Below are 25,307 nucleotides of genomic sequence, written 5' to 3'. Positions count from 1 at the left end.
CTCTCCTTACGGGAATACTGGTATCGTTTAGATACCTGAGCTATATGAGTAACTGGCCGCTCAATGTGCAAGGAGGCACTTTTTTGTTACCAAGGCACCCGCACCGCACCGAGGACTGCCGCGCCATCTCGGAAATCCTGCAGCGCGTCGGCGACAAATGGACGGTGCTCGTGGTCGGCAAGCTTGGCAACGGGCCGCTGCGTTTCAACGAGTTGCGCAGCGCGGTCGGCGGCATTTCGCAAAAGATGCTGACCACGACCTTGCGCGGGCTCGAGCGCGACGGCTTCGTTACGCGCACCGTGTTCCCGACCATCCCGCCGCGGGTCGACTACGAATTGACCGATCTTGGCTACGAACTGCTGGTGCCGGTCGATGCGCTCGGCGAATGGGCACGCAAGAACACCGAGCGCGTCAAGGCGGCGCGCGAGAAGTTCGACGCCATGCACAGCTGAACCCTTGTGCTGCAAGGGTTTGAACCTGTCGGGGAGGCCTCGGATGAGCGCTACTGCTGTAACTGCATCTTGCTCTTCGGCAGCTTCTCGATCCGGTTCCATTTCGGGTTGGGACTGACCACCCTGCCGCCAATCGTGCAGGTCGTGGTCGTCTCCTTGCGGCAATTGCTCACCGTCGTGCCGCTGGTGTCGCATTTCGTCGCCGAGCAGATCTCGCACTTGGCCGCTTGCCCGTTGATGGTGCGGTTTTCCGACGTGCAGGTGGCGCCTGGATCGCCTTTTTTGACCTCGGCAAAAGCGCTTGCGGACGACAGGCAGAGTAAGGCTGCAAAGGCACCCGCCAGGGCAGCGTTCAGCATGTGTTGACGCATTGTCTTTCCTCCCAAGATCCCGTCGGTCGCGCTGCAGGCGCGCATGCGGGAACCCGTTAGCCAAAGACCACGCGGTATCGCTGTCCGCATCCCCCGCGCGGGAGAGACGGCTGTTTAAATCCGTCTTCTGAAATCAGGCCGGGTCAGCCTTCGGCCGGAACCGCCTTCGGCTTGCCTTCGCCGTCCAGCGCCACCATGACGAAGTCGGCATGGGTGACCTTCTCCATCAGGTCGGAGAGATAGCGCTGCGCCCAGGCCTCGACCTTGAGCGTCATCGAGGTGCGGCCGACGCGTTCGACATGCGTATAGATGCACAGCGTGTCGCCGATCTTCATCGGCTTGGCGAAGGACATTTCCTTCACCGCCGCCGTCACCACGCGGCCCTTGGCGCGCTCGGCGGCGCGGATGCCGCAGGCGAGATCCATCTGCGCCATCACCCAGCCGCCAAAAATGTCACCTGCCGCATTGGCGTCGGAAGGCATGGCCAGCGTCCTGAGCGTCAGATCGCCGATCGGCCGCCCGTCCGCGTAATGCACCATTTGGCCAATCCTCTCGAAGCCGATTGTCCCGATCCCGTATCGTCATGGCACGGACAGGTCAACGCGCCACTGAACAGGTCGCGGCCTGAGGTTCGGCTATCGGTCGACAGTGTTGAAAAGATGCTGTGCGGAGCTAGACGAGCGCACCAGCAGGATTGCATTCCATGGCCGAGGTAAGAAAGCTTACCAATAGGCGTGCTTCACAAAGCGGGCCAGGGCGTCGGGACGTAGGCGTAGGCGTTGCCCTCGCGAATAACATGACCGATGCCTGGAAAGGGCAGGTGCATGCCTGCGACGAGCAGGCCATCCGCCGACACCATGTCGAGCACCTTCTTGCGTGTGGCGATTGCGGCCTCCTGGTCCACGTCGAAGGCGATTGCCCATTCCGGATGCGCAAATTGCAGCGCGGAGGCGTGGATTACGTCAGTGAAGAGCAGCAGGTTGGCGTCACCAGAGCCAATTCGAAGCGCGAGATGCCCGGCGTGTGTCCAGGCGCAGGCAACGCCCTGATCCCAGGCGCGATCTCGACTTCGCCTTCGATCTTCCGGACCTTGCCATGGTAAGGTACCAGCGATTTGCGCGCTATTTCGAAGTACGGTTTCATCTGGTCGGGCGCCTTGGACCGGATCCCGTCATCGTGCCAGAAAGCGAATTCCGGCGCGGCAACCACGACCTCCGCTGCCGGGAAGGCGGCCTTGCCTCCAATACCGACAAGGCCGTTGGCATGGTCGGGATGGAGGTGGGTGATGATTACCGTGTCGATTTCTTCCGGCCTGATGCCGGCGGCGGCGAGCGCCTCAGGTATATGTCCCAACATAGGCCCCATCGCCGATGCCGTGCCGGTATCGATCAGCACCCGTCTGTCACCTTTGGTGACAAGGTAAGCATTGACCGAGGTCGGGAGTGGTTTTGGCAGGAATGCCTTTGCCAGCAGCGCTTCGGCGGCAGCCGTATCTGCGGAAGGGAAGAGTTCGAGGCCGAGATTGAGGTAGCCGTCGCTCAGTGCTGTGATCTCGAGGTCGCCGAGCGTGAACCTGTGGGCGCTCGCAAGCGAAGCCGGAGACCGGGCGGCGATAGCCGCAGCGTTGCTCCCAAAGAGGCTGATCGGGGAAAGTAGCAGGGCGCCGGCACTAAAGGTGCCGATGCCGAACGTTCGACGGTCGATATTCATGGTCTTGTCCTTCGAATTGCAGATGAAGCTAGTCCCAGACGTCGTCGCTGCCGGGGCGGATGCCGACCGCTCGGACAACCCTTCGGCGGCGGTCGGCGCGGGTCATGGCCAACTCCTTGCGACATCAATAATCCGCCTCATAAACAGCGGGAATAGCGATGGGATGCAGTTCACTGCTGCAGCTTATGCAGCAATCGACTTAAGCGGGTAAGGCTGCTGGTTCGGCCGTCCGCTGAACGGCCTCGCCGAGCCCTGGCTTCGCCTACTGGACAGGTTGCCGGGGTTCGAGCGCTCGGCGCAACGTCGGCGCCTCTTGCTCGATATGATCCCACAGACGGTTCGAGATCGGCCCGTGCGGCCGGTCGCGGCGGCGCGCCACCACCAACTCCTCGGTACGGCCTGGCAGATGACGGCCGGCAACGGATTGCAGGCGTCCGTCGCGCAGCTCTTCCTCGATCAGGAAGCGGGGCATGTGGCCCCATCCGAGGCCCTGCAGGATGATTTCCTTCTTCATCCCCTGATCGGCCACCATGCATTGCGGCGCACCCTCGATCATGAAGTAGTCTTGTTGCGGTGAATGGCGGGCCGTGTCGCGCATGACACATTGGGTGAACGCGTGCATCTGATCCGGCGTGATGGGGTGCTTGATACGCTCCGGCAGAAAGCCCGACGCCACTACTGGGACGAAGGGCACCTTGCACAGATCGATCCATTCCACCCGCGGATCGCTCTTGTCGATCCAGTGCAGGATCAAATCGGCTTCGTCATCGAAGAGGCGCTCCCACGGGCCGCCCACAGCCTCGAAATGCAGGTGCAGGCGTGTGCCCGGACACTGGGCGAAGAACCGTCCGAGCATGCCCAGTGCCTGCGGGCGCGGGCACAGGTCGCCGATCACCACATGGATCTCGCTTTCTTCGCCCATTGACAGCTGAGCAGCATGAAGCCGCAAGCCCTCGAGCTCGCGCAGCAGCGATTGTGCCCTGCGATGGAACGACAGCCCTGCCTCGGTGGGGCGCACGCGATAGCCGCTGCGATCCAGGAGAACGAGGTCGAGTTGCCGCTCCAGCTTTGCAACGGCTGCGAACACCGCCGGGTGCGAGCGATGCAGCATGGCCGCCGCAGGCTGAAAGCCGCCGCAGCGGACCACGGCATCGAAGCATTGCAGGTCGTGCAGGGTGAATTCGGCCATGTCAGCTTCTATTACAGAGATAGTCCTATCTTTGTAATATCCTCAAAAGCGCGCCGCAGCTAGGCTTTGCCACATTCAACGCTCCAAGAAGGAAGGTGTATTCACCATGAATGAGCTGGATTTCGTGACCGTCGGCGATGGCACACGCATCGCCTACCGCATCGACGGCGACGCCGGGAAGCCCGTGCTGATGCTGTCGAATTCCATCGCCACGACGCTGCGGATGTGGGACATGCAGGTCGGCGAGCTGTCGAACCATTTCCGTGTTCTGCGCTATGATTTTCGCGGCCACGGAGGGTCGAGCGTTCCGGCCGGCGCTTATTCGCTCGACCGGCTGGGCCGCGACGTGATCGAGTTGCTCGATGCCCTGGACATTGAACGCGTACACTTCCTCGGTCTGTCGTTGGGCGGCTTCGTCGGGCAGTGGCTCGGCATCCACGCACCCGAGCGGATCGAGCGATTGATCCTGAGCAACACCTCATCCTATCTCGGACCGGCAAAGCAGTTTGACGAGCGGATTGCCGCCGTGCTGCAGGCGCCGGACATGTCCGAAACCGCCGAGATGTTCCTGGGCAACTGGTTCCCTGCAAAAATGCTGGCGGCCGGCGAGCCCGTCATCGAAGAATTTCGCGCCATGGTGCTGGCGATCGACCGGCAAGGCTTGGCTGGCTTGTTCGCGGCGGTTCGCGATGCGGACCTTCGCCGAACCATAGGCCTGATTTCCAGGCCAACGCTGGTGATCGCCGGCCAGCACGACACTGTGACAGCCGCCAGCCATAGCGAGTTGATCGCGGCGACGGTGCCCGGCGCGAAACTGGTTGTCCTGCCCGCGGTCCACTTGTCGAATGTCGAGTACCCCACCGAGTTCATGGAGGCCGTGCTTGGTTTTCTGCGCTGAGATGGAGCACGGCAGGGACGCTGAGTGAAACCCCGGTTTGAACATCCCCGCATGGACCGCAACCTATGATGCGCTAGCGCGCAGTGCAGGCTAGACTGGGCAACATCAATAGCGGATGACGGCTGACATGGAACTTGGCTTTCGCCCATTAACGCCCGATCTGTGGCCGGCGCTCGAGGACCTGTTCGGTGACAGCGCCGTCTGCAGTCGCTGTTGGTGTATGTACGGACGGATCGGTCGTTCTTACCGAAAGAGACCCGGCGAGGAAAACAAGGCCGCGTTCCGGCAGGCCGTCCAGCATGGTCCGCCTCCAGGTTTGCTCGCTCTCGACGGCGATACGGCTGTCGGCTGGTGCCGGGTGACGCCGCGAGATGCCCTGCCCTGGCTCGATCGGCTATGGCAGCTCAAGCGCGTGGACGACAGGCCGGTCTGGTCCCTGTCCTGCCTCTACGTGCGAAAACGATACCGCAGGCGGGGCGTAACATTCCAGCTGATTGCGGAAGCACTGGAAGTCGCAAGGCGCGCAAATGCTCCGGCACTCGAAGCCTATCCTTTCGAGGCCGACGTATCGACGAGTGCTTCCGGCAGCGGATATGCCTCCACCTTCGCGCGCGCCGGGTTCAGGGTCGTCGCTCGCAGAACGCCGGCCCGCCCGATCATGCGCTATGATTTCAAGATTGCCGATCTTCGTCTGTGATCGCAGCTTGAAGTTTCGGCTATGGGTGGAAAGTTGCCATCCAGCCGCTATTGCGCCCGCTTCGCTGTCACCGGCGAACATTACTGAACGCAAACAGATTAATCAAAGCCGTAGCGAGGCTCACCGACATTGCAACAGCAAGACTAGACTTCCGCAGCGGATCGCAGCTTGGCAAGTCTCACGTCTCCGGCCGAACGAACTGGCTGGCGACCTTAGGTTGTAGGCGCGAAAGTCACCGTCGGGCGTGATTACCAACTCTGTGATGTTCGCCCGTTGTTTTCGATGTGATAGATCAGGTTGACAAGGTAGACCCTAGAACCCGTCAAAAGTGGGTAAATGGAGCTATTAGGGACAATGCGTTCGCAGGAAGAATGGTCAAGCAATGAAGACGCTCGTGCATACAGAGAGCTCCGAACCCTAGTCGATAAATGGAAACGCCTCGGGCAGAAGACCTATCCGGATGGAACCGAGTGGATTGGCCATACCCCACATCGAGCGCCTCAAGCGTATTTGCATCAGCTGTACGCACCACTTGACGCCATCGGAATTGGGCAGATGGAGTCTGAAATTTCGCGTCGACTCCCAGATAATTTCCGTTGCTTTCTCATGCTCCACAACGGGATAGGTCTGTTTGCGAATTATATAAACGTCTATGGGCTGCGACGTAGCTGGTCACGCACAAATTTAGTGGAGGCAGGTCAACAACCCTTCTCCATACTGGAACCGAATGTGCAGAGACGACCAAGCAATGCACCAGACGAAGTTCTTTTTATTGGTTCGCTCGGAAAAAATAGAAATTTAATTGGCATGAATCCGGACGGGAGGGTCTTTCGCTGGGAGAGTGATGATCCTCTGTTCGGTTCGATCAACTCCTACTCAAGCGTGTTCACCTTCCTGCTGGAAGAAGGCAATGAGGTTGCGGCCTTGTTCGACCCGGATGGGCGCAGACGCGACTGAACTCGGGCAGCAGGCGTCAGGCTGACATTCAAACTGAATATCCCCGGTCGCTTTTTTCACATCGGATGCCGGAAGACCCGGCGACGCTGCGTCGCGCCCAAGCCTAGGTTAGAGCCGAATTCCGGAGCCAGCCGCAGCCACCATGCAGACCTATGATTTCATCATCGTTGGCTCCGGTTCGGCCGGCTCGGTCCTGGCCGAAAGATTGTCGGCTTCCGGCCGGTCGCTAGAGCCACTTGGTAAAGTTTTCGACGCGATGGATGCGTTCGACAGGTTAGACCCTACGGACCCGTCGAACTGGGTAAATGGAGCCTATTAAGGATATTAAGGAAATGCCTAAGCAGGAAGAATGGTCAAGCGAAGAAGACGCTCGTGCCTACCGAGAGCTCCGAACCTTGGTCGATAAATGGAAACGCCTCGGATACAAGACCTATCCGGATGGAACCGAGTGGATTGGCCATACCCCACATCGAGCGCCTCAAGCGTATTTGCATCAGCTGTACGCACCACTTGACGCCATCGGAATTGGGCAGATGGAGTCTGAAATTTCGCGTCGACTCCCAGATAATTTCCGTTGCTTTCTCATGCTCCACAACGGGATAGGTCTGTTTGCGAATTATATAAGCGTCTATGGGCTGCGACGTAGCTGGTCACGCACAAATTTAGTGGAGGCGGGTCAACAACCCTTCTCCATACTGGAACCAAATATAAAGAGACGATCAGGCAATGCACCAGACGATGTTCTCTTTATTGGTGCGCTAGGGGACAATGACGATTTAATTGGCATGAATCCGGACGGGGGGGTCTTTCGCTGGGAGAGTGATGATCCTCTGTCCGGTTCGACCAAGTCCTACTCAAGCGTGTTCACCTTCCTGCTGGAAGAAGCCAATGAGGCGGCGGCCCTGTTCGACCCGGATGGGCGCGAACGCGACTGAACTCGGGCAGCAGGCGACAGGTTGACATTCAGACTGAATATCCCCGGTCGCTTTTTTCACAACGGATGCCGGAAGACCCGGCGACGCTGCGTCGCGCCCAAGCCTAGGTTAGAGCCGAATTCCGGAGCCAGCCGTATCCACCATGCAGACCTATGATTTCATCATCGTCGGCTCCGGTTCGGCCGGCTCGGTCCTGGCCGAAAGATTGTCGGCTTCCGGCCGCTTCTCGGTGCTGGTGCTCGAGGCCGGCGGCAGCGACCGTCGCTTCTACGTGCAGATGCCGCTCGGCTACGGCAAGACCTTCTTCGACCCGGCGGTCAACTGGAACTACAAGGCCGAGCCGGATCCCGGCCTGGCCGGCAATGCCGACCACTGGCCGCGCGGCAAGCTGCTCGGCGGCTCGAGCTCGATCAACGCCATGGTCTGGATCAGGGGCGCGCGCGAGGATTTCGACGCTTGGGCAGCGGCCGGCAATCCCGGCTGGGGCTTCGATGACCTGCTGCCCGCCTTCAAGGCGCTGGAGGATAACCAGGCCGGCGCCGACCAATGGCGCGGCGTCGGCGGGCCGCTGCATGTCACCGACTGCTCGACCTCCGTCCATCCGCTCACCAAGCGCTATCTCGCCGCCGCCAACCAGGCCGGCCTGCCGCTCAACCCGGATTTCAACGGCGCCTCGCAGGAAGGCGTCGGCATCTACCAGATCACCACCAGGAACGGCCGCCGCATGTCGGCGGCGCGCGCCTTCCTGCGCCCGGCGATGAAGCGCAAAAATGTCCGCGTCGAGATCAACGCGCTGGCGACAAAGATCCTGTTCGAGGGCAAACGCGCCGTCGGCATCGAATATCTCCAGAATGGCGCGACGAAAACCGCCCGCGCCGGCCGCGAGGTCATCCTGTCGGGCGGCTCGGTCAATTCGCCCCAACTTCTCCAGCTCTCCGGTGTCGGCCCGTCGGCGCTTCTTGGCGCGCTCGGCATTCCCGTCGTTCACGCCAACGAGAATGTCGGGGCAAACCTGCAGGACCATGTCGGCATCAACTACACGTTCAAGGGCAGGCTGCCGACGCTCAACCAGATCCTGCGCCCGTGGTGGGGCAAGCTGCTGGTCGGCATGCAATACGTGTTTTTGCGCTCAGGCCCGCTGTCGCTGTCGATGAACAATGCCGGCGGCTTCTTCCGCACCGATCCGGCCACGGCACGGCCCAACATGCAGCTCTATTTCCAGGCGTTTTCAACCGTCATTCCGAAGAGCGGCGAACGCCCGATCCTGACGCCCGATCCATGGCCGGGCTTTTCCATCGGGCTGTCCAATTGCCGTCCGTCGAGCCGCGGCGAAATCATGATCCGTTCCGCCAATCCGCGCGATTATCCCAAAATCGTCGCCAATGCCTTTTCGACCGAGGCGGACGTCGCTGAAATGCTGGCGGCGGTGAAATTCGTCCGGAAGATCGCCTCGATGCCGGCGATGGCGGAGATCATCGAGGAGGAGGTTTTGCCTGGTCCCTCGATCACCTCCGATGCGGATCTCATTCAGGATTTCAGGAAGCGCTCGGGCACCGTCTACCACCCGGTCTCGACCTGCCGCATGGGGCCGGACGCGGCGCACGCCGTCGTCGATCCGCGCCTCAAGGTGCACGGCATCCAGGCCTTGCGCGTCATCGATGCCTCGATTTTTCCCGACAACATAACCGGCAACACCAACGCCGCCGCGATCATGACCGGATGGAAGGGCGCCGAACTGGTATTGGAGGATCAAAAATGAAAATCACCGACGTCAAGACCTGGGTGGTCGGCAATCCGCCGCCCGGCATCGGCGGCAAGTATTTCATCTTCGTCAAGCTCACCACCGATGGCGGCGTCGTCGGCTATGGCGAGGCCTACAACGCCACCTTCTCGGCCCATGTCACCGCAAAAATGGTCGAGGACATGGCAGAGCGCTATCTCGTCGGCCGCGATCCGCACGACGTCGAAAACTTCTTCCGCCGCGCCTATTCGTCCGGCTTCACCCAGCGCCCCGACGTCTCCGGCATGGGCTGTTTCTCGGCGCTCGAAATCGCCTGCTGGGACATTATCGGCAAAGAGGCCGGCAAGCCGGTCTACAAGCTGCTTGGCGGCCAGGTACACGAAACGCTGCGTTCCTATACCTACCTCTACCCGCACAGCGGCAGCGTCCACTCCGAGGACGCGCGCGGCAAGAACGTCTACAACGATCCCGACCTGGCTGCTGCCTGCGCGCTGGAATATGTCGAGCAGGGTTTCAATGCGGTCAAGCTCGACCCGGCCGGCCCCTACACCGCCTTCGACGGCCACCAGCCGCGCCTCGTCGACATCGACCTCTCCGCCCGCATGGTCAAGGCGATCCGCGAGGCGGTCGGCACAAGAGCCGACATCCTGTTCGGTACGCACGGCCAGTTCACCGCATCTGGCGCGCTGCGCCTGGCCCGCGCCATCGAGCCCTATGATCCGCTGTGGTTCGAGGAGCCGGTGCCGCCCGACATGCCCGAGGTCATGGCTCAAGTGGCGCGCGGCACTTCGATCCCCATCGCGACAGGGGAAAGACTGACCACCAAGTTCGAATTTGCCCGCGTCATCGAGAACCGTGCGGCGACCATTCTTCAGCCCGACCTCGGCCGCTCCGGCGGCATTCTCGAAACCAAGAAGATCGCCGCCATGGCCGAAGCCTACCACATCCAGGTCGCGCCGCACTGCTATTGCGGGCCGATCGTCGGCGCCGCCAACATCCAGCTCGCGGTAACGCTGCCCAACTTCCTCATTCTGGAATCGCTGAAGCAGTGGAACGGCTTCCACGAAAAGCTGCTGAAGAAGAAAATCGAATGGCAGGACGGCAACGTCATCCCGTCGAAGGAGCCGGGCCTCGGCGTCGAGCTCGACGAAGCCGTCTGCGAGGCGCATCCCTGGACCGGCAAGGACCTGCATTTGCAGATGATGCAGACGCCGCTGATACCGTGAGCGCGCGTCAGAGCTATGCCTTCGTCGGTCTTGGCCATCTCGGCGGCCAGCTCGCCGCCAAGCTGATCCACAACGGCTTTGCCGTCACCGTCCGTGCCAGCTCAGGCCTTGGAGAGCAGTTTGCTCATGCTCACGCGCTGCTCGACCTCATACCCGCACTTGCGGTAGAACCCGAGGACCGCTGAGTTGGAAGCGACAACTTGGAGGTTGATCTTTACGCAGCCAAGGGCGGCGAGCCGTTTTTCGGCTTCCTGGATGAGGGCCTCTCCGATCCCCTTGTGGCGATGGGATTGCAGGACGGCGATCCGGGAAATCCAGCCCCGGTGGCCATCATATCCAGCCATGATCGAACCGACGACCCGGCCAGATTCAAGCACAACCAAAAAGAGGTTCGGCTGGTATCTCAGCTTCTCGGGGATCGAAATATGAGCCGCGTTCCAAGGGCTGTCATCGGGGAATGCGTCCCGCCAAAGCGTATCAACCCCGTCAAAATGACTGTCGGTGTATTCAATGGTCGAGAACATTCATGTCCGTTCCAACTGGCCCGACCGGGGTTGTCTGACATCAGGCAGAATATCAGCAATTTCAAAGCGCTGAATGTATCTGCGGAATCAAAGCGGTAACGACCGGATTCAAAGTCTCAACACCTTGATTCAATATCTCAGCGTCAATGCGCCGGGCAGGATCTCGAAAGTTGCTGGTATGCGACCCGGCGATTCGCCGTCTATGTCGATCAGCGCGGCGTTCTTTTGCACATCGCCGAGCGGCTCGACAACCACTTTCTTGCCGCGCAGGATGGTGATCGCCGGATGGTTGCGGTGCCGCCCGCCATAGAGCAGGCGGATGTCCCAGATCAGCTTCAGCTTGCCGGCGGCGCGCAGGATGACGATGTCGAACTCGCCGTCGTTAAGCTCGGCGTCGGGCGCGATCATCATGCCGCCGCCGAAGAATTTGCCGTTGGCCACCGCGACCAGCGCCATGCGCGCCTCGACCGGGGCACCGTCGTCGACGGTGATCGCAACCTCCTGGAACCGATAGCGGAGGAACTCCCAGACAGTGCGCCAGTAGAACAGTGCCTTGGCCGAAACCTTGCCCTTGCGCTTGTCGGCGTTAACGGCACGGTCGGTAGCGCCGGAAAGCCCGAGGCTGGCGATGTTGATGAAATGGCGGCTGGCCAGTGCGCCATGGTCGTCGACATAGCTGATGCAGCCGGCATCGACCTTGCGCGGCTTGGCCTCGGCAATCCGCTTCAGCGTCAGATCGACATTGTTCGACAGGCCGAGCCCGCGGGCGAAGTCGATGCCGGTGCCGCACGGCAGCAGCCCAAGTTCGGCCGTCCGGCCGCTTTCCCGGAAAGCCTTCAGCAGCCCGTCGGCGACTTCGCTGGCGGTGCCGTCGCCGCCGGCCGCGATCACCAGCTCGAAGCCGATGGCGGCAAGGTCGAGCGCCAGCCGTTCGGCATCCCCCTCGGCCTGCGTTTCACGCAGCTCGAAATCACCGAAATGTCTTTTCAGCGAAGCCGCAACCTCGGGCCAATGCCGCTTGAGCCTGCCGCCGCCGGCGATCGGATTGAGAACCACCGCGACCTTCAAGCCTGCCTCCCCAAGGCCATCGAACACGCCTTCCAATCATTTGCCGGCATTGAAGCCCGCGCAGGGCCGCGGGGCAAGGGTCGATTACCCGACAATGCGGCTTCGGCATCGAGGCGGCAAATCCCGACCGGCGGCGGCAGAGATCGGAAAGTCGCTATTTTGGCAGGGTCAGTCCCCGATAATCCCGCTATCCACAGGCATGCGGCAGTTCCGCCGAACGCTTATCCGACGTACGTTAAAACCCATCTCAGGCGGCTACCGATCGCCACGCCGAAAGGCAAAGCGGAACGGCGGATTTCCTGAGGCCCGTACGGCCCTGAACGAGAACAGGCTTGCTTGTTGGAGGGATGGACGCCGAGACCTACGGGGCCGCGGAAAGCGTGCGAACGCCGACGGCGGACCGATGCTGCCATGAAGGACGGCAAAAACCTTCGATGGCGCGCTGGGCAAAGCTCGCAAGAGTGGAGACCGGCGTGGTCCGGAACGGACGCTGCCCTCGGGTGGCGACTGGCAGGACCGTCAAAATCAAGGCCGGCATGGCGCGACATCTTTCGGGAGTTGCTGCCGCGACCGTGTCCTGATCTGACAGGGAGGCGCTGGGAGAAATCCCGGCGCCGACTGTCTTTGTGGCCCCGCCTTACGATTTTGCCGGCGACGCTTCACGCTGCGCCAAAATCAGCTACTATCCATTTGCCGTCGGGGGCCGTTTAAAGGGGCTGACGGCAGGGGGACATTTCATGACGCTTATCCAGAAGCTTGCTGTTGCCTATGCTTTCCTGTTCTTCGGCGTTGTTGCCATCGGCTATGTGCCGGCTTTCAACGACGCCGGCGGCAATCTGTTCGGCCTGTTTTCGCTGCAGTGGTACGATGATTTGCTGCACGCCTTCTCCGGCGTCTGGGCGCTGGCCGCCGCCTTCATCTCGCACCGCCAGGCGGTGTTCTATTTCAAGCTGTTCGGCTCGGTCTATCTGTTCGACGGCGTGCTCGGCCTGGTCACCGGTTCCGGCTGCCTCGATGGCGGCATTTTCATCAACGGCTTCCGCTCCCTGAACGACATCGAATTCCCGGCCCGCTTCTTCGCCAACCTGCCGCACATCGTCATCGGCGGCTTCGCCGTCTACGTCGGGTTCTGGCTGTCGAAACGTGTGTACGACCATTTCGCCACGGCCTGACCGGCCATGTTCCTGTTTCGCTGGCTGAAGCGCATCATCAAGGCGATCCTCTGGCTCGTCGTCATTGTCGTGTTGATCCCGATCGCCGGGCTGGCCTACGGCTTTCTCACGACGCCGTCGCTGGACACAACGCCATTGCCGGGCGTCGCCGAGGGTGCCCCGCCAAAGGCGCTGGCCGACAAGATCCGTGCCGAGATCCCCGGCTACCAGCGGCCGGAGGAATCGACCTTTCTTACCTATCCGGAATGGGCCATCGTCTACGCCGCCCGCGAATATGCCGGCTTCGTCGACAAGAACCAGCCGAGCGGTTTTCCCTATCTCTCCTATATCGGCCGCCTCTGGCAGGACTATGCGATGGTCATCCGCGCCAGCTCTACCTACAAGTTCAACCTCGACAACCACCAGATGCTGGTGGTCATCGGCACCAGTCACACGATCGAGCACGCCATCCAGTGGGCCTATGAAAATACGATCGGCCGCGTCACCGAAGCGACAGCCGGCAAGCGCACCGCGGTCGACATCTACCAGGCCAAGGTGGCGGCCGACTACGCCGGTTTTCTCGACCAGATGCCGTGGTACCAGTTTCCCTATGCCGAAAAGCGTGCCGGCCTGTTCGCCGTCCAGCCGGCAGCGGACGACAGCGCCGTCCGCACCGGCGAACGCAAGCTCGCCTTCGGCCTCGCCGACACGATCAAGCAGGGCTACGCCGATCTGATCAAGTCGGCGCTCGCCGCCACCACCGACCCGGCCCTGCTCGACATTCATGTCTGGGCCAAGGGTCCGGTCGGCGAAGTGACGCGCAACGAACCCGACACCTTGCTGGAGCGCGATCTCGGCGCCGACGGCACGGTCTTCGTCACCAGGCGCTATCAGGTGTTCACCGACATGATCCCGCGCCTGATCGACAAGGGCGTCTCCTTCGTCGAGATCGGCGGCAATGACGAGATCATGGTCACCATGCTTTCCAATGACGAGATCAATGTTCCCGAAGGTGCACGCACCTTGTTCAGCTACCCGCTTCCGGCGGAACCCTCCACGCGCCGCACTGGCCTGACTGTCGCCGTGCGCAAGCTGCACATCGTGCTGCCGGCGATGATGACGGCGGGCGCCAGGCTCGAGCATGTCTACGATTACTGAGGCCTTTCGGTCACAGCCGGCCTCGGCAAGACGTTGCGTGATGCTCCGCCACGCTCATTCCACAATCGCGGCCAAATCCCGCCTTGTTCCGCAACGATTGATGATGCCGTAGACACGTTGTCTTGCGCACATGTGCCAGGCAACTCGGAGGGACAAGACCGTGATCAAGACCGCCCTTGTCGCCATGACCATCGTCGGCTGCGACTGCGACGCCAGGCTTTGCGAATATATCGGCGAGACGCCCGCCAAATGGTCGACCATCGCCGAATGCGAAGCGGCGATGAAAAGCCAGATGCTGCACGAGCGCAATTTCGACTATCCGCTGGTCTCCGGCATCTGCCGGACACAGAGCTCGTCTTCGTCATCGCAGCTCGCTGCGACCGCTTCCGAGCCTGAATTGACGACGGCCAGCACCGCAGCGACAGACCCGCTGCCACCGGAACTGAGCCATCGGCCCAGTGCTGCGGTCGGAACGCAGGCCACGGCGACGGAAACGGAAGCCGTCCGGCCGGTCGCCTATGAAGCGGCGGTCGATGGCGGCAGCGCCCTGCTCTACCGCACGAAGGCCGGCTACGCCGTGGTCAAGACCGATCTCGGCCGCGCCGCATCGGCAACGATCGGCATCGCCAGGCGTTCGGCGAACTGGCTGGCGGCGAAGCTGCCTGACGGTCTGTAGCCGCCGCTTCAGGCCGTGCCGATCAATGCCTTGACGGCGCGATAAAAAATCGACGAAAACAGCTCGCCCGGATCGTATTGCAGCTTCTTCGCCAGGAAGGACGGCAGTTCCGGATAGGAGGCAAGCAGTTCCTTGCCTGTGTAGTGGAGCTGGTAGGGCAGGAAAAAACGCCCGCCATGCTTGATCGTCACGTCGATCAGCGCCCTTGTCAGCGCCCGCATCCTGGCATTGCCGTCGGCGTCTGTCGGCTGATTGATGTAGAGAACCAGCGAATAGGCCGGCTCCGGCGCATAATTCAGCGCCACATCCTCCTTGTGGACGATGCGTACCGACGCGTTGAGCACCGGCAGGGTCTGGTTGCGCAGGATCTCGCGCGCTTCCGCGATGAACGGGTTATAGGCCGCCCGCGGGATGAAATACTCGTGCAGGATGTCGGTCTCATCGAGCAGATCGTTGAACAGATAGGGCACTGAATCGTGCATCGGATTGTTGCGCGTGACGAGGCAGGCCTCGCCCTCGGCCATTGCCGTCGTCCGCGCCACCGTGCAGCTCTCGAATTGCGGCTCCAGCGTCTTTTCGGTGAACCATTTCAGCTCCTGGAACAGGCTGCCCCATTTCGCCAGGTTGATGATCACCCGCTTGAGCCCGACCGAACCCGGTTCACCGATTGCCGGCTGGTCGGCCGGCGGCTGGTCGGCCACCTTATCATAGCGGTAGACGATCATATCCTCGAAGAAATTGCCCGGCGCAGTCGACAGATGCCCATAAAACAGACCGATCGCCCTGTTTGGCTCCAGAACCTCGGCGAAGAACGTCGGGAAATCGTCCGATTTGATGATCTCGCGCGAGGTCCGGTAGACGGCGTTGTCTACGATGTCGAGTGTCGCCTCCAGCACCACGCCGAACAGGCCGTAGCCGCCGACGACGTGGCGGAACAGCTCGGTATTTTCGGCCGGCGAGCAGGTCGTCACCGAACCGTCCGCCAGCATCACCCGCATCGCTCGGATCGAGCCGGCGACCGAGCCGGCCTGGTGGTCCATCCCATGCGCGTTGACCGACAGCGAGCCGCCGACCGAAAAGATATCGGTCGACTGCATCGCCTTCACCGCGAAGCGCGGGTGCAAAAGGTTCTGGATGTCGTGCCAGCGCGCGCCCGGCTGCAAGGTGATCGTCTTCGCCGTCGGGTCGACACTGACCTTGTTGAATTTGCGCATGTCGAGGACCAGCGCGTTGTCGTCGAAGGCGTGGCCGCCCATCGAATGGCGCACCGCCGCGACCGAGACCTTCAGGCCATTGGTGCGGGCAAAGGCGAGCGCGCTTGCAATGTGGTCTTCCTCGCTGACTTCGACGACGCCGTAGACCGGCGTCATCGACAGGCCGCTGGCATCGTTGATGTTGCCGCCCTTGGTCAGCCATGGCAGCGCCGGATCGTAGGCTGGCGGGCCCTCCAGCGGCTTCTGCGCCAGGTCGATCCCGTCAATGTCGGCGATGCGCCCGGAATTCTTCTGCCCCGACGGACCGCGCGCCAGCCGCGCCACGGTCGTCCCGCCCCAGAGCATCGCGCCGCCGACCACCGCCGCACCCAGCAGCAGCCGCCGCGACAGGCGAAACCCCTTGCGTTCCTCGATCATAGCCCCACCCCACTGTCCCAGGAATAGCGCCTGATGGAGACAAAAACCAGTTGCCAATCAGACGTTCGGCAAATGATGATCACAGTCGTTCTGGCGAAAGCGTCGAAAGCAGCCGCACCATGAAGCTTGCCGTCCGTGCCATGATTGCCCTGCTACCCGCGTTTGCTCCGGTCTCAGCCGACGCCCAAAGCGGTGAGAAGGGAGTCCTCGGTGTGGCAAGGGACGATCCGGAGATGGCGGCGGCGATTGAGCAGGCCCGCGCCAGCCTGGATGACTTCCTGATCCTGTCCGAGGCGCCGCCGTCCGGAACAGCCAGGTTCAAATTGAAGGTAAGGATCGAAGACGGAACCGCGACGGAACATTTCTGGATCATTCCCTTTCACCGAACGGCGAGCGGATTTGCCGGAATTTTAGCAAACGAGCCGCAGGCAGTGCACAACGTCGTCGCCGGCCAGGAGATCGAATTCACCCGGGACGAAATTTCGGACTGGGGATACACCAAGAACGGCCATCAGGTGGGCAGCTTTACCGTCTGTGTGATGCTCAAGAAGATGTCGAAGGAAGACGCGGACTATCTCCGCGACAATTACGGCTTCGACTGCTGATGTCCGAGCGCGAGGCGCTTTAGCCGCTACCCCGGCTCCTCGTCCTGCGCCCCAATCTTGCGCACCAGCGCCGCGGTCGCCAGGATCGTGCCCATGTCGGCGATGATCGGCGCAACATGCTTGACATAATCGAGCGGCACAGAGATGTCCGGCAGCTCGAAGAAGTTCTTCGTCTGCGGCAGCAGCAGGAAGCCGTCGCTGCCGCTGAGCGCGACGCGTGCCGGTTCCTTCGGCCATGTTTCGCCAAGCCATTCGAGCGCCTGCGCCAGCCGGCCCGTTACCAGCGGCCGCGCCGCCTCGATATTGTCGGTGCGGAACTCGTAGGCGGCATCGAGCTCCGGCACGCCGCTGGATAGTTCCTGCATCTTGCTGCCGAAGATGCCGCGGAAGAAGCCGACGACCTTGTTGGTCCGGCGCGCGGCCACCAATATGCCGGGGAACGGCACGATTGTCTCGAACGCGACGATGACCCCCTTGAACACTGCCGTCGTGCTCTTGCCCGTCCCTTCCCGGAGATCTGCTTCGTAAAGCTCGAATGGAAACCCCTCATAACGGCCGGAAAAAACATCATCGAAAGATTGCCGGTTGAACGGACCAACCGTCTCGCGCGGCAGCCGGTCGAACGAATTCGGCTTGACGTTGTGCCGGTACTGCATGTCCTCGATGAAGCCGAAGATGATCGGCAACAGCGTGCTGCGGAACGACTGCTGCAATTTGCTCGCCGGCTTGATCGCCTGGAAATAGAGCAGGATCGCGGCCAGGAATCCGCCGATATAGAGGAACACATGCGGGGTCGAGAACCACTGCTCGTTGGGGTCGGCAACCCCGTTGAAGAGCCAGGCCACAAGCGCCACGAACACCAGCACCAGCCCGATGAAAAGTGGCACCCGCCAGCGCGTCCGGCGATGGGCCGAAGCTCGTTGCGCCTCATAGGCCTCGCTGTTCTTCCTGAGGCCGGCGATCACCGCTTCGCTCGGCATGAAATCCGCAGTTTCCATCACCCACCCGCCGCCACAAGCCTGCCCGCGCTGGGCATGATAGCCGGTTTGGTGGGAAAGTCGCCAGCCGGGCGACCCGCCCAGAACAGCTGGCCGTTTCGACAGCGCGTAGCGGTCGCAAGGGGTATCCGCCGGCTGTCGTGAGCTCAGAAGCTTTTTCCGATCTTTATCCAGCAGGCGCAAAGTTGCGGAGATAGCGAGCCCGCTCTATGTAGCGTAGTTGAGGTTTTTTTGATGGTCTACATCGGTCCGGTTGTAGGTGAAGTTACGACCATTAAATTCTCGGCAGAATCTTGTATAGTTTTCTTTACCGAAGGAATCGATGTAGACTATCTTGCCAAAAACGAAGAGCCTTTTACCGTTTTTTTTATGATCTTTGATTAGATCATTAACTGTTCGGCCCTGAAACTGAGGAATGAATCCCTTATATGGCCATGTTTCACCGTGTCCGATTACGGAGTCGTCGGGATAGATTCTTTCGAACGCACTCTCCTTTTCAGGATCTGGAGGATCCTCGGCGAGAACATAGGAAATGCGGAGCTTCCGTATCAGAGCCGGGGTGCGCCCGAAATTCTTGAAGGTCACGCCCTGCGTCGACAATACTCTGCCGAGCTTGTCTTTGGTCTTAATCGTCGTGAACATTCGTACGTGCGGCCGCTCGGATTGGACCAGTCCCAGCGCAGCACCGCGCGCCGCGAAAGCGGCGTAGGCGGTAGCGAACAGGGTAAGGACAAGAAGAGACAGGCCGACGGCACTGACGTACAAGGTCCACCACGCGGCATTGGCGCTTTGTTGCGCAGCGTGAACGGCGGCCCACTGGGCGCAAATCTCTGATCCGTTCTCGGCTTGCGGATCTTCGCAACCTTCGGCGTTTTTGGCGGTGCCGCTTACAGGACTAGGACTCTGCCGCTGTCTGCCCTCGAAAATATTCAAGTAGGATGGGCTGCTGGACTGAGCATGGCTTTGTGGTGGCCAGACAAGGCACGAGAAAGTCATTGCCAAGACCGCCAATCCATAGAATATAGGTGTGATCTTGCGCAAGTTTGGGTTGAATCGGATGGCGTACACAGTAAACACCTTTTGCTTCATGGCCACGGCGCTCGACGGAAAATATAGGGAGAGGCCTTTACAAAATTTTTTGCAGTTCAGAGATCGCTTTTTGAGCCACAGCCGATTTGGCCGTGTCGTGATCAAGGCGTACTATGTCTTGAGTCCCGGAGCCGCAAAAATGCTTATCCGCTTTCCGGCGTTTCGTAGAACAACTAAGTCCACCCTTTTGCTATTATCCAAAGTTTTATAGCGTTAACAGACTTGCAAGCGCTTGTTCAATTGCTGCCAGACGTCGGAGAAGAAAGTTCCTCAAGGAACTTATCGTGTACCGCTCGTCGCGCCGGCTAGGTTGTTGATATCGAGAGATCAGCCATCGCTGGTAGAACATTCGAAGATCGCCTTCAACCGGTCTTCGACTTTACCGAGTATCCGGCCCCTCAGCGTTTCAACCGGGACCAGCCGCTCGTGATCGCCGGCGCGCAGCCGCATGAAGGCATGCAGCCGGTAGGCGGCGATGGCCCCGCGCGTGCCGGGATGGTCGCTGATCTCGACGACGAGAATGGCGCCGATGCGGCCGGGCCATGGCTGCCGCGCGAAGGCGGTGCCGATGAAATCGCCGAGCCCATAGGCAACGAGCGTCTTGCCGATCCGCTCGATCGGCTGCACGACATGGGCATGATGTCCGGCGATCAGGCCGACGCCATGTTCGGCCAGAAGTCGCGCCATTGCCCGCGTCTTCGCACGTGGAAAATGCCGGAATTCCCAATCCCAATGCGGCACCGCGCAGAGGAGGTCGACACCCGAAGCGGCAGCGTGCGGCCATTGCCTCGGATCGGCTTGCATCGAGACTCGGCCCGCGAACTGAGCCTCGTCGGTATTGCGCCACAAGGTAAAGGCGGCAAGGCCTATGGTCAGCGAACCAACCGCAAACCGCTCGACCGGAGCCGCAGTGCCGATCGTGCGGATGCCTAATTGCTCCAGCGCGGCGACGGTCTCGTCGAAGCCGGCAATACCCTGGTCGAGCACATGGTTGTTGGCCAGCGACAGCACCAGTTTTTCACGCGAAATGCCGGCGGCGGCCAGCGCCTCGGCAAGGAACCGCTCGCTCATCGCGTGGTGCGTGCCAAGCCTGGTGCCCAAAACAGCGCTCGGCCGCTCCACCACCGGGCTTTCGCAATTGCCGACCACCAGATCGGCCGAGGCAAGCAGTGCCGCAATCGCCGGATCGCAGTCCGGCGCGCGGCGATTGGCCACCGCCGAGATATCGCCGACGAAAGCCAGCCGCACCGTCCGCGCCGGCAGTGGTTCGAGCAGGGCTGCGGTCGCCGGAGCAAAGCCGCGCGCGTCGCCGTCGAGCGAAGGCCGGAGGAAGCGTGGCAGCCAGGACAGTTTGTAGGAAAGCGGATAGTTCGACACGCGACGCCCAATCGTTTGCCTTGTGTAGACCGTCCGCCGGATTGATTGAAGCGTCGACTGTTGTGGGTGAACCACAGGGCCACAGGCGCAGCGAACCAAATGCGTGTATGATCCACTGCGGAGCGACAAAAGGGGCGATCACGATGAAGCGTTTTTCCAGGCTGGTGGCGTGCGCCATCATTCTTCTCCTGCCGCTGGCTTTACCCAGCGCCGCGGCTCCCGAAGCGGCGGCCCTGTTTGAGGCAAAAATCGTAGCCGAACGCGACAGCGCTCTTGCCGCTCTGGAAGCCGCCGCGCCAGGCGATCCGGCAGCCGCCTACGCCGCCGGCGCCGGCGAATTCTTCACAGCGCTGGAGATCCTGGCCGGCGGTCTGCACCGCCACGGTTTCGACAGCCCGCAATCCTTCATGCTGCCGCTGATGCGGCTGCCGGTGCCGGACAATGCCAATCCCGAGCCGCTGACCTACGAACAATTCCGCGCCATTCTCGTCGCCTTCCGCGACCGGTTGGAGAAATCCGCAGCCTCGCTCGATTCGGTACCCGCCGACGCCGACATCGGCATGGTCATCGACCTCACCCGCCTCGGCATCGATCTCAACGAGGACGGCCAGATCGCGCCGGACGAAAGTGCCGCCGCGATCATGGCGTCTCTGTCACGCGGCGGCGGTGCGCCAGACGCGGTCGCACCCGCCCTCACCTTCCGCTTCGACCGCGCCGACGGCTACTGGCTGCAGGGCTATGCCGAATTCTTGATGGCGCAGGCCGACTTCTGGCTGGCGCATGACTTCAGCAACACCTTCGACGGTTCGTTCCATATGCTGTTCCCGCGCGCCAAACTGCCGCTGCAGGACACGCTCGTTCCGCCGGACGACGGCATGAGCGGTGGCATGTTGTCGTCCGAATGGCGCATCGCCGATTTCATCTCGCTGGTCCATCTCATCAACTGGCAAGTGGTCGAGCCGGAGCGCCGGCAAGCGGCGCGCCGCCATCTCATGGAAATGATCCGGCTGTCGCGCGAGGACTGGAAAGCCATCCGAGCCGAAACCGACAATGACCGTGAATGGCTGCCCGGCCCGCAGCAAAAAGGCGCCAGCCCGCTGACAGGCCTCGAAGTCGGCGAGCAGCAGGTGCAGGCCTGGCTCGCCGCCCTGGCCATGGCCGAGGATCTGCTGGAGGGACGCACCTTGCTGCCGCATTTCCGCATCGCCGACAAAGGCATCAACATGAAGCGCTTCTTTGATGAGCCAAAAACCTTCGACCTGGTGCTGTCGATCACCGGCCCGGCCATCGCGCCCTATCTCGAGCGCGGGAAGATTCTCACCAGCGAGGAGTTCAACCAGATCCAGCGCCAGTTCGGCGGCGCCGGGTTTCTGACGTTCGCGCTTTGGTTTAATTGAGCGGGAAACGTGGAGGGTGCTCCTGACACCCTTCTGTCAGGAGCCAAATTGCGCCTCGCGCCACCGGCCACTCCGCTCTTTCCATTTTGGCCGATACCTCCCATATTCGGGCCATGGCCAGACTCCCCGACAAAAAAACGCCGCCGCCGGCGAATGACGAGCGCGCTTCGCCGCCCAAGCGGCGCAGGCCGCTGACCGATTTCCTCGATGCCTCGGAGCCGCTGTACAAGGGCGGCTTTGCCGAGGCGCCGCAGGCCGAGTTCACCGGCGCCCCGCTGACCGGCTCGATCGCCGACTGGGCCGAACAGATCGAGCAGGAAGCCGAGAAGGAAGGGCGCCAAATCTCCCCCCTCGAGGGGGAGATGTCGCCGAAGGCGACAGAGGGGGTCGCCGGAGGCAGCGCGGGACGCAAAGGAACGTCGAGTACTGCCGCACCGACCCCACCCGGCGGCTCCGCCGCCACCCTCCCCTCGAGGGGGAGGGAAGGCGCCAAGTCTGCCAAGAAAATCCCCGAGCGCTCCTCTTCCCCCGGCCGTACTGCACGCGGCACCTCGATGGGCGGCGCGGCTTCGGCGCGGGAGCGCACCGCGGCCGGTCTCAACCCTGTCGCCGGCCTCGATGTCTCCCTGGAAGAGGCCGAGACCATGGCTTCGGGCGGCGTCACCGCCACCGTCGCGGCGCTGTCGGCGCTGATCGAATCCGGCAATCCGTTGCACAAGGACGGCGTGCTGTGGACGCCGCACCGCCCTGCCCGGCCGGAAAAATCCGAAGGCGGCATCGCCATCAAGATGGTCTCGGATTTCGAGCCCGCCGGCGACCAGCCGACGGCGATCAAGGATCTCGTCGAGGGCGTCAACAGCAACGACCGCACCCAGGTGCTGCTCGGCGTCACGGGCTCGGGCAAGACCTTCACCATGGCCAAGGTGATCGAGGAGACGCAGCGCCCCGCTCTGATCCTGGCGCCCAACAAGACGTTGGCCGCGCAGCTCTATTCCGAGTTCAAGAAATTCTTCCCGGAAAACGCCGTCGAGTATTTCGTCAGCTACTACGACTATTACCAGCCTGAGGCCTATGTGCCCCGGACCGACACCTACATCGAGAAGGAATCCTCGATCAACGAGCAGATCGACCGCATGCGCCATTCGGCGACGCGCTCGCTGCTCGAGCGCGACGACGTCATCATCGTCGCCTCGGTGTCCTGCATCTACGGTATCGGCTCGGTCGAGACCTATACGGCGATGACCTTCCAGATGCAGATCGGCGACCGGCTCGACCAGCGCGCGCTGCTCGCCGACCTCGTCGCCCAGCAATATAAGCGCCAAGACATCAATTTCGTCCGCGGCTCGTTCCGGGTGCGCGGCGACACGATCGAGATCTTCCCGGCTCACCTCGAGGACCGCGCCTGGCGCATCTCGCTGTTCGGCGACGAGATCGAGGCGATCACCGAATTCGACCCGCTCACCGGCCAGAAGACCGGCGAGTTGAAGAGCGTCAAGATCTACGCCAATTCGCACTATGTGACGCCGCGTCCGACCCTCAATCAGGCCATCAAGTCGATCAAGGAAGAACTCAAGCACCGGCTGGTCGAACTGGAACGGGCGGGTCGGTTGCTCGAGGCGCAGCGGCTTGAGCAGCGCGCCCGCTTCGACCTGGAGATGCTGGAAGCGACGGGCTCCTGCGCCGGCATCGAGAATTACTCGCGCTATCTGACCGGCCGCCAGCCGGGCGATCCGCCGCCGACCTTGTTCGAATACATCCCCGACAACGCTTTGGTCTTTGTCGACGAAAGCCACGTCACCATACCGCAGATCGGCGGCATGTATCGCGGCGACTTTCGCCGTAAGGCGACGCTGGCCGAGTATGGGTTCCGCCTGCCGTCCTGCATGGACAACCGGCCGCTGCGCTTCGAGGAGTGGGACGCCATGCGCCCGCTTTCCGTCGCGGTTTCGGCAACGCCCGGCGGTTGGGAGATGGAGCAGTCCGGCGGTGTCTTCGCCGAACAGGTCATCCGCCCGACCGGCCTGATTGATCCGCCGGTCGAGGTGCGCCCGGCCAAGACGCAGGTCGACGATGTCGTGGGCGAAATCCGCGAGACCACCAGGGCCGGCTACCGCACGCTGGTCACCGTGCTGACCAAACGCATGGCCGAGGATCTGACCGAGTATCTGCACGAGCAGGGCATTCGCGTGCGCTACATGCACTCAGACATCGACACGCTGGAGCGTATCGAGATCCTGCGCGACCTGCGCCTCGGCGCCTTCGACGTGCTCGTCGGTATCAACCTGTTGCGCGAAGGCCTCGACATTCCCGAATGCGGTTTCGTCGCCATTCTCGATGCCGACAAGGAAGGTTTCCTGCGCTCCGAGACATCGCTGATCCAGACCATCGGCCGCGCCGCCAGAAACGTCGACGGCAAGGTCATCCTCTATGCCGACCAGATCACCGGCTCGATGGAGCGGGCAATGGCCGAGACCAATCGCCGTCGCGAAAAGCAGATGGAGTGGAACGCGGCCAACGGCATCACCCCGGAATCGGTCAAGTCGCGCATTTCGGACATCCTGGACTCGGTCTACGAAAAAGATCATGTCCGCGCCGATATCTCGCAGTTCACCGACAGCGCCGGCGCGATGATGGGCAACAATCTGAAGGCGCATCTCGACGCGATGGACAAGCAGATGCGCGACGCCGCCGCCAACCTCGACTTCGAGAAGGCGGCCCGCATCCGCGACGAGATCAAGCGGCTGCGCGAGATGGAGCTGTCCATCTCCGACGATCCGCTGGCCAAATATGCCGACATGGAAAGCCCGGTCTCGGGCCGCGAAAAGGGCAAGCACAACAAGGGCCGTGCCATACACCGCGCGGTCGACGACGACGGCAAGGGTCTCTTCCGCAAGCCCGCGCTCGACGAGATGGGGGCCGACGGTGCCGTGCCGGTCAAGAAACCGCTCTTCGCAAAACCCTCGCTCGACGCCATGGGACCCGGCACCGACATGCCGACCCCTGCCGGCGCAGTGTCGCGTTCGCTGTTCAAGAAGCAGTCGGCAGAAGAGGCGCACGGCTCCGATTTCGGCATCCCCGGCGAGCCGATCAAACCGCTGTTCAAGAAGAATTCGCTCGACGAGATGACGGTGCGGCGCACGGAAAAGCCAGTCGAGGGAAGAGTGCCGGCGAAGCCGCAGCCGATCTCCCCCCAAGTGGGGGAGATGCCCGGCAGGGCAGAGGGGGGCGCGAAGGAACGCGACGATTCCGCCAAACCTGTTGCCCGCCAGCGCGCCGGCATCGGCTCCTACGAAGACCCCGCCGACGCCCGCCGCGAAAAGCGCCGTCCCGGCAAGACGGGACGGCCGGGACGGTAGCGAGCTTCCCTTCTCCCCTTGTGAGGGCTTTGCACGGGGAAGCGAAATCCTGGTTGGTGAGTTAATGGGGCTTTTTTGATGGCCGGGAAAGCAGTTTTCGA

At 61.9% G+C, this 25,307-nt stretch carries 25 protein-coding genes; 14 read left to right on the top strand and 11 right to left on the bottom strand.

Going from position 1 to position 25,307, the window contains the following annotated elements:
- Positions 1-83 precede the first annotated feature (83 nt).
- A complete protein-coding gene (locus tag NKJ23_RS30385; protein WP_023678378.1) occupies positions 84-452 on the top strand; it encodes a winged helix-turn-helix transcriptional regulator in 369 nt (122 codons plus the stop codon).
- 50 nt (positions 453-502) lie between these two features.
- Here the strand turns inward: NKJ23_RS30385 and NKJ23_RS30380 are convergent, their stop codons facing one another.
- The 5 genes from NKJ23_RS30380 to NKJ23_RS30360 form a co-directional block, all read right to left on the bottom strand.
- Positions 503-823: a hypothetical protein gene (locus NKJ23_RS30380; RefSeq protein WP_352450467.1), complete on the bottom strand. Its 321-nt coding sequence runs from the start codon at positions 821-823 to the stop codon at positions 503-505.
- A 143-nt stretch (positions 824-966) separates the two neighbouring features.
- Positions 967-1,362, bottom strand: coding sequence for an acyl-CoA thioesterase (locus tag NKJ23_RS30375; protein WP_023678380.1), 396 nt, complete (start codon positions 1,360-1,362; stop codon positions 967-969).
- Positions 1,363-1,562: 200 nt separating this feature from the next.
- Positions 1,563-1,727, bottom strand: a complete 165-nt coding sequence (locus NKJ23_RS30370) for a hypothetical protein (protein ID WP_352684337.1) — start codon at positions 1,725-1,727, stop codon at positions 1,563-1,565.
- Between the two features lie 53 nt (positions 1,728-1,780).
- Positions 1,781-2,533, bottom strand: coding sequence for an MBL fold metallo-hydrolase (locus NKJ23_RS30365; RefSeq protein ID WP_352684335.1), 753 nt, complete (start codon positions 2,531-2,533; stop codon positions 1,781-1,783).
- A 262-nt stretch (positions 2,534-2,795) separates the two neighbouring features.
- Complete coding sequence (locus NKJ23_RS30360; RefSeq protein ID WP_352639980.1) at positions 2,796-3,722, bottom strand: LysR family transcriptional regulator; 927 nt, start codon at positions 3,720-3,722, stop codon at positions 2,796-2,798.
- A gap of 106 nt (positions 3,723-3,828) precedes the next feature.
- On the opposite strand from NKJ23_RS30360, the gene NKJ23_RS30355 reads away from it, so the two are divergent.
- The 6 genes from NKJ23_RS30355 to NKJ23_RS30330 all read left to right on the top strand — a co-directional run bounded on the left by NKJ23_RS30355 (position 3,829) and on the right by NKJ23_RS30330 (position 10,176).
- A complete protein-coding gene (locus NKJ23_RS30355) occupies positions 3,829-4,620 on the top strand; it encodes an alpha/beta fold hydrolase (RefSeq protein ID WP_352684333.1) in 792 nt (263 codons plus the stop codon).
- Between the two features lie 127 nt (positions 4,621-4,747).
- Positions 4,748-5,317: a GNAT family N-acetyltransferase gene (locus NKJ23_RS30350; RefSeq protein WP_352684331.1), complete on the top strand. Its 570-nt coding sequence runs from the start codon at positions 4,748-4,750 to the stop codon at positions 5,315-5,317.
- Between the two features lie 354 nt (positions 5,318-5,671).
- Positions 5,672-6,274, top strand: a complete 603-nt coding sequence (locus tag NKJ23_RS30345) for an SMI1/KNR4 family protein (protein WP_352567980.1) — start codon at positions 5,672-5,674, stop codon at positions 6,272-6,274.
- A 332-nt stretch (positions 6,275-6,606) separates the two neighbouring features.
- Positions 6,607-7,209, top strand: coding sequence for an SMI1/KNR4 family protein (locus tag NKJ23_RS30340; RefSeq protein WP_352684329.1), 603 nt, complete (start codon positions 6,607-6,609; stop codon positions 7,207-7,209).
- A 142-nt stretch (positions 7,210-7,351) separates the two neighbouring features.
- On the top strand, positions 7,352-8,968 hold the full coding sequence (locus tag NKJ23_RS30335) for a GMC family oxidoreductase (protein WP_352684328.1): 1,617 nt from the start codon (positions 7,352-7,354) through the stop codon (positions 8,966-8,968).
- Positions 8,965-10,176, top strand: coding sequence for a mandelate racemase/muconate lactonizing enzyme family protein (locus NKJ23_RS30330; RefSeq protein WP_352684326.1), 1,212 nt, complete (start codon positions 8,965-8,967; stop codon positions 10,174-10,176). The genes NKJ23_RS30335 and NKJ23_RS30330 overlap by 4 nt, the downstream gene beginning before the upstream one ends.
- 101 nt (positions 10,177-10,277) lie before the next feature.
- On the opposite strand, the gene NKJ23_RS30325 is transcribed toward NKJ23_RS30330, so the two are convergent.
- Both NKJ23_RS30325 and NKJ23_RS30320 read right to left on the bottom strand, forming a co-directional pair.
- Positions 10,278-10,700: a GNAT family acetyltransferase gene (locus NKJ23_RS30325; RefSeq protein ID WP_023719155.1), complete on the bottom strand. Its 423-nt coding sequence runs from the start codon at positions 10,698-10,700 to the stop codon at positions 10,278-10,280.
- A gap of 129 nt (positions 10,701-10,829) precedes the next feature.
- A complete protein-coding gene (locus NKJ23_RS30320) occupies positions 10,830-11,768 on the bottom strand; it encodes a diacylglycerol/lipid kinase family protein (RefSeq protein ID WP_352567985.1) in 939 nt (312 codons plus the stop codon).
- Between the two features lie 737 nt (positions 11,769-12,505).
- On the opposite strand from NKJ23_RS30320, the gene NKJ23_RS30315 reads away from it, so the two are divergent.
- The 3 genes from NKJ23_RS30315 (at position 12,506) to NKJ23_RS30305 (ending at position 14,753) form a co-directional block, all read left to right on the top strand.
- Positions 12,506-12,940, top strand: a complete 435-nt coding sequence (locus tag NKJ23_RS30315; protein WP_023719157.1) for a DUF4383 domain-containing protein — start codon at positions 12,506-12,508, stop codon at positions 12,938-12,940.
- 6 nt (positions 12,941-12,946) lie between these two features.
- Positions 12,947-14,077, top strand: a complete 1,131-nt coding sequence (locus NKJ23_RS30310) for a hypothetical protein (protein WP_352684324.1) — start codon at positions 12,947-12,949, stop codon at positions 14,075-14,077.
- A 160-nt stretch (positions 14,078-14,237) separates the two neighbouring features.
- On the top strand, positions 14,238-14,753 hold the full coding sequence (locus NKJ23_RS30305; RefSeq protein ID WP_352684322.1) for a hypothetical protein: 516 nt from the start codon (positions 14,238-14,240) through the stop codon (positions 14,751-14,753).
- Between the two features lie 8 nt (positions 14,754-14,761).
- Here NKJ23_RS30305 and NKJ23_RS30300 read toward each other — a convergent pair whose 3' ends face one another.
- Entirely contained in the window at positions 14,762-16,384 is a 1,623-nt protein-coding gene (locus NKJ23_RS30300; protein WP_352684320.1) for an FAD-binding oxidoreductase, read from the bottom strand.
- 119 nt (positions 16,385-16,503) lie between these two features.
- On the opposite strand from NKJ23_RS30300, the gene NKJ23_RS30295 reads away from it, so the two are divergent.
- Complete coding sequence (locus tag NKJ23_RS30295) at positions 16,504-16,989, top strand: YegJ family protein (RefSeq protein ID WP_352684318.1); 486 nt, start codon at positions 16,504-16,506, stop codon at positions 16,987-16,989.
- A gap of 26 nt (positions 16,990-17,015) precedes the next feature.
- Here NKJ23_RS30295 and NKJ23_RS30290 read toward each other — a convergent pair whose 3' ends face one another.
- Complete coding sequence (locus NKJ23_RS30290) at positions 17,016-17,987, bottom strand: hypothetical protein (protein ID WP_352684316.1); 972 nt, start codon at positions 17,985-17,987, stop codon at positions 17,016-17,018.
- Between the two features lie 207 nt (positions 17,988-18,194).
- A complete protein-coding gene (locus NKJ23_RS30285; protein WP_352684373.1) occupies positions 18,195-19,076 on the bottom strand; it encodes a hypothetical protein in 882 nt (293 codons plus the stop codon).
- On the opposite strand from NKJ23_RS30285, the gene NKJ23_RS30280 reads away from it, so the two are divergent.
- The gene (locus NKJ23_RS30280) at positions 19,045-19,287 is read left to right on the top strand and encodes a CFI-box-CTERM domain-containing protein (protein ID WP_352684371.1); all 243 of its coding nucleotides are present in this window, start codon (positions 19,045-19,047) and stop codon (positions 19,285-19,287) included. The two genes, NKJ23_RS30285 and NKJ23_RS30280, sit on opposite strands and share 32 nt — an antisense overlap.
- Before the next feature lie 116 nt (positions 19,288-19,403).
- Here the strand turns inward: NKJ23_RS30280 and NKJ23_RS30275 are convergent, their stop codons facing one another.
- The gene (locus NKJ23_RS30275) at positions 19,404-20,453 is read right to left on the bottom strand and encodes a CapA family protein (protein WP_352684314.1); all 1,050 of its coding nucleotides are present in this window, start codon (positions 20,451-20,453) and stop codon (positions 19,404-19,406) included.
- Between the two features lie 143 nt (positions 20,454-20,596).
- Between NKJ23_RS30275 and NKJ23_RS30270 the strand changes: the two genes are divergently transcribed.
- On the top strand, positions 20,597-21,850 hold the full coding sequence (locus tag NKJ23_RS30270; protein ID WP_352684312.1) for a hypothetical protein: 1,254 nt from the start codon (positions 20,597-20,599) through the stop codon (positions 21,848-21,850).
- Between the two features lie 113 nt (positions 21,851-21,963).
- Positions 21,964-25,206 (top strand): excinuclease ABC subunit UvrB, encoded by a 3,243-nt coding sequence (gene uvrB / locus NKJ23_RS30265; RefSeq protein ID WP_352684310.1) that lies wholly within the window; start codon positions 21,964-21,966, stop codon positions 25,204-25,206.
- Positions 25,207-25,307: the final 101 nt, after the last annotated feature.

The sequence above is a fragment of the Mesorhizobium sp. M0184 genome, from assembly GCF_040322215.1.
Classification (GTDB): domain Bacteria; phylum Pseudomonadota; class Alphaproteobacteria; order Rhizobiales; family Rhizobiaceae; genus Mesorhizobium.
The sequence above is the reverse complement of the archived record's forward strand: the minus strand, read 5'-3'. Positions and strand labels throughout refer to the sequence as shown.

Excerpts from the sequence above, each read along its gene's own strand:
- NKJ23_RS30270 (WP_352684312.1), top strand. The coding sequence starts at position 20,597 with ATGAAGCGTTTTTCCAGGCTGGTGGCGTGCGCCATCATTCTTCTCCTG.
- NKJ23_RS30315 (WP_023719157.1), top strand. The coding sequence starts at position 12,506 with ATGACGCTTATCCAGAAGCTTGCTGTTGCCTATGCTTTCCTGTTCTTC.
- NKJ23_RS30310 (WP_352684324.1), top strand. The coding sequence starts at position 12,947 with ATGTTCCTGTTTCGCTGGCTGAAGCGCATCATCAAGGCGATCCTCTGG.
- NKJ23_RS30365 (WP_352684335.1), bottom strand. The coding sequence starts at position 2,533 with ATGAATATCGACCGTCGAACGTTCGGCATCGGCACCTTTAGTGCCGGC.
- uvrB (WP_352684310.1), top strand. The coding sequence starts at position 21,964 with ATGGCCAGACTCCCCGACAAAAAAACGCCGCCGCCGGCGAATGACGAG.
- NKJ23_RS30335 (WP_352684328.1), top strand. The coding sequence starts at position 7,352 with ATGCAGACCTATGATTTCATCATCGTCGGCTCCGGTTCGGCCGGCTCG.
- NKJ23_RS30300 (WP_352684320.1), bottom strand. The coding sequence starts at position 16,384 with ATGATCGAGGAACGCAAGGGGTTTCGCCTGTCGCGGCGGCTGCTGCTG.
- NKJ23_RS30355 (WP_352684333.1), top strand. The coding sequence starts at position 3,829 with ATGAATGAGCTGGATTTCGTGACCGTCGGCGATGGCACACGCATCGCC.
- NKJ23_RS30330 (WP_352684326.1), top strand. The coding sequence starts at position 8,965 with ATGAAAATCACCGACGTCAAGACCTGGGTGGTCGGCAATCCGCCGCCC.
- NKJ23_RS30325 (WP_023719155.1), bottom strand. The coding sequence starts at position 10,700 with ATGTTCTCGACCATTGAATACACCGACAGTCATTTTGACGGGGTTGAT.
- NKJ23_RS30290 (WP_352684316.1), bottom strand. The coding sequence starts at position 17,987 with ATGGAAACTGCGGATTTCATGCCGAGCGAAGCGGTGATCGCCGGCCTC.
- NKJ23_RS30295 (WP_352684318.1), top strand. The coding sequence starts at position 16,504 with ATGAAGCTTGCCGTCCGTGCCATGATTGCCCTGCTACCCGCGTTTGCT.
- NKJ23_RS30360 (WP_352639980.1), bottom strand. The coding sequence starts at position 3,722 with ATGGCCGAATTCACCCTGCACGACCTGCAATGCTTCGATGCCGTGGTC.
- NKJ23_RS30280 (WP_352684371.1), top strand. The coding sequence starts at position 19,045 with ATGGCGTACACAGTAAACACCTTTTGCTTCATGGCCACGGCGCTCGAC.
- NKJ23_RS30375 (WP_023678380.1), bottom strand. The coding sequence starts at position 1,362 with ATGGTGCATTACGCGGACGGGCGGCCGATCGGCGATCTGACGCTCAGG.
- NKJ23_RS30345 (WP_352567980.1), top strand. The coding sequence starts at position 5,672 with ATGCGTTCGCAGGAAGAATGGTCAAGCAATGAAGACGCTCGTGCATAC.
- NKJ23_RS30285 (WP_352684373.1), bottom strand. The coding sequence starts at position 19,076 with ATGAAGCAAAAGGTGTTTACTGTGTACGCCATCCGATTCAACCCAAAC.
- NKJ23_RS30340 (WP_352684329.1), top strand. The coding sequence starts at position 6,607 with ATGCCTAAGCAGGAAGAATGGTCAAGCGAAGAAGACGCTCGTGCCTAC.
- NKJ23_RS30350 (WP_352684331.1), top strand. The coding sequence starts at position 4,748 with ATGGAACTTGGCTTTCGCCCATTAACGCCCGATCTGTGGCCGGCGCTC.
- NKJ23_RS30380 (WP_352450467.1), bottom strand. The coding sequence starts at position 823 with ATGCGTCAACACATGCTGAACGCTGCCCTGGCGGGTGCCTTTGCAGCC.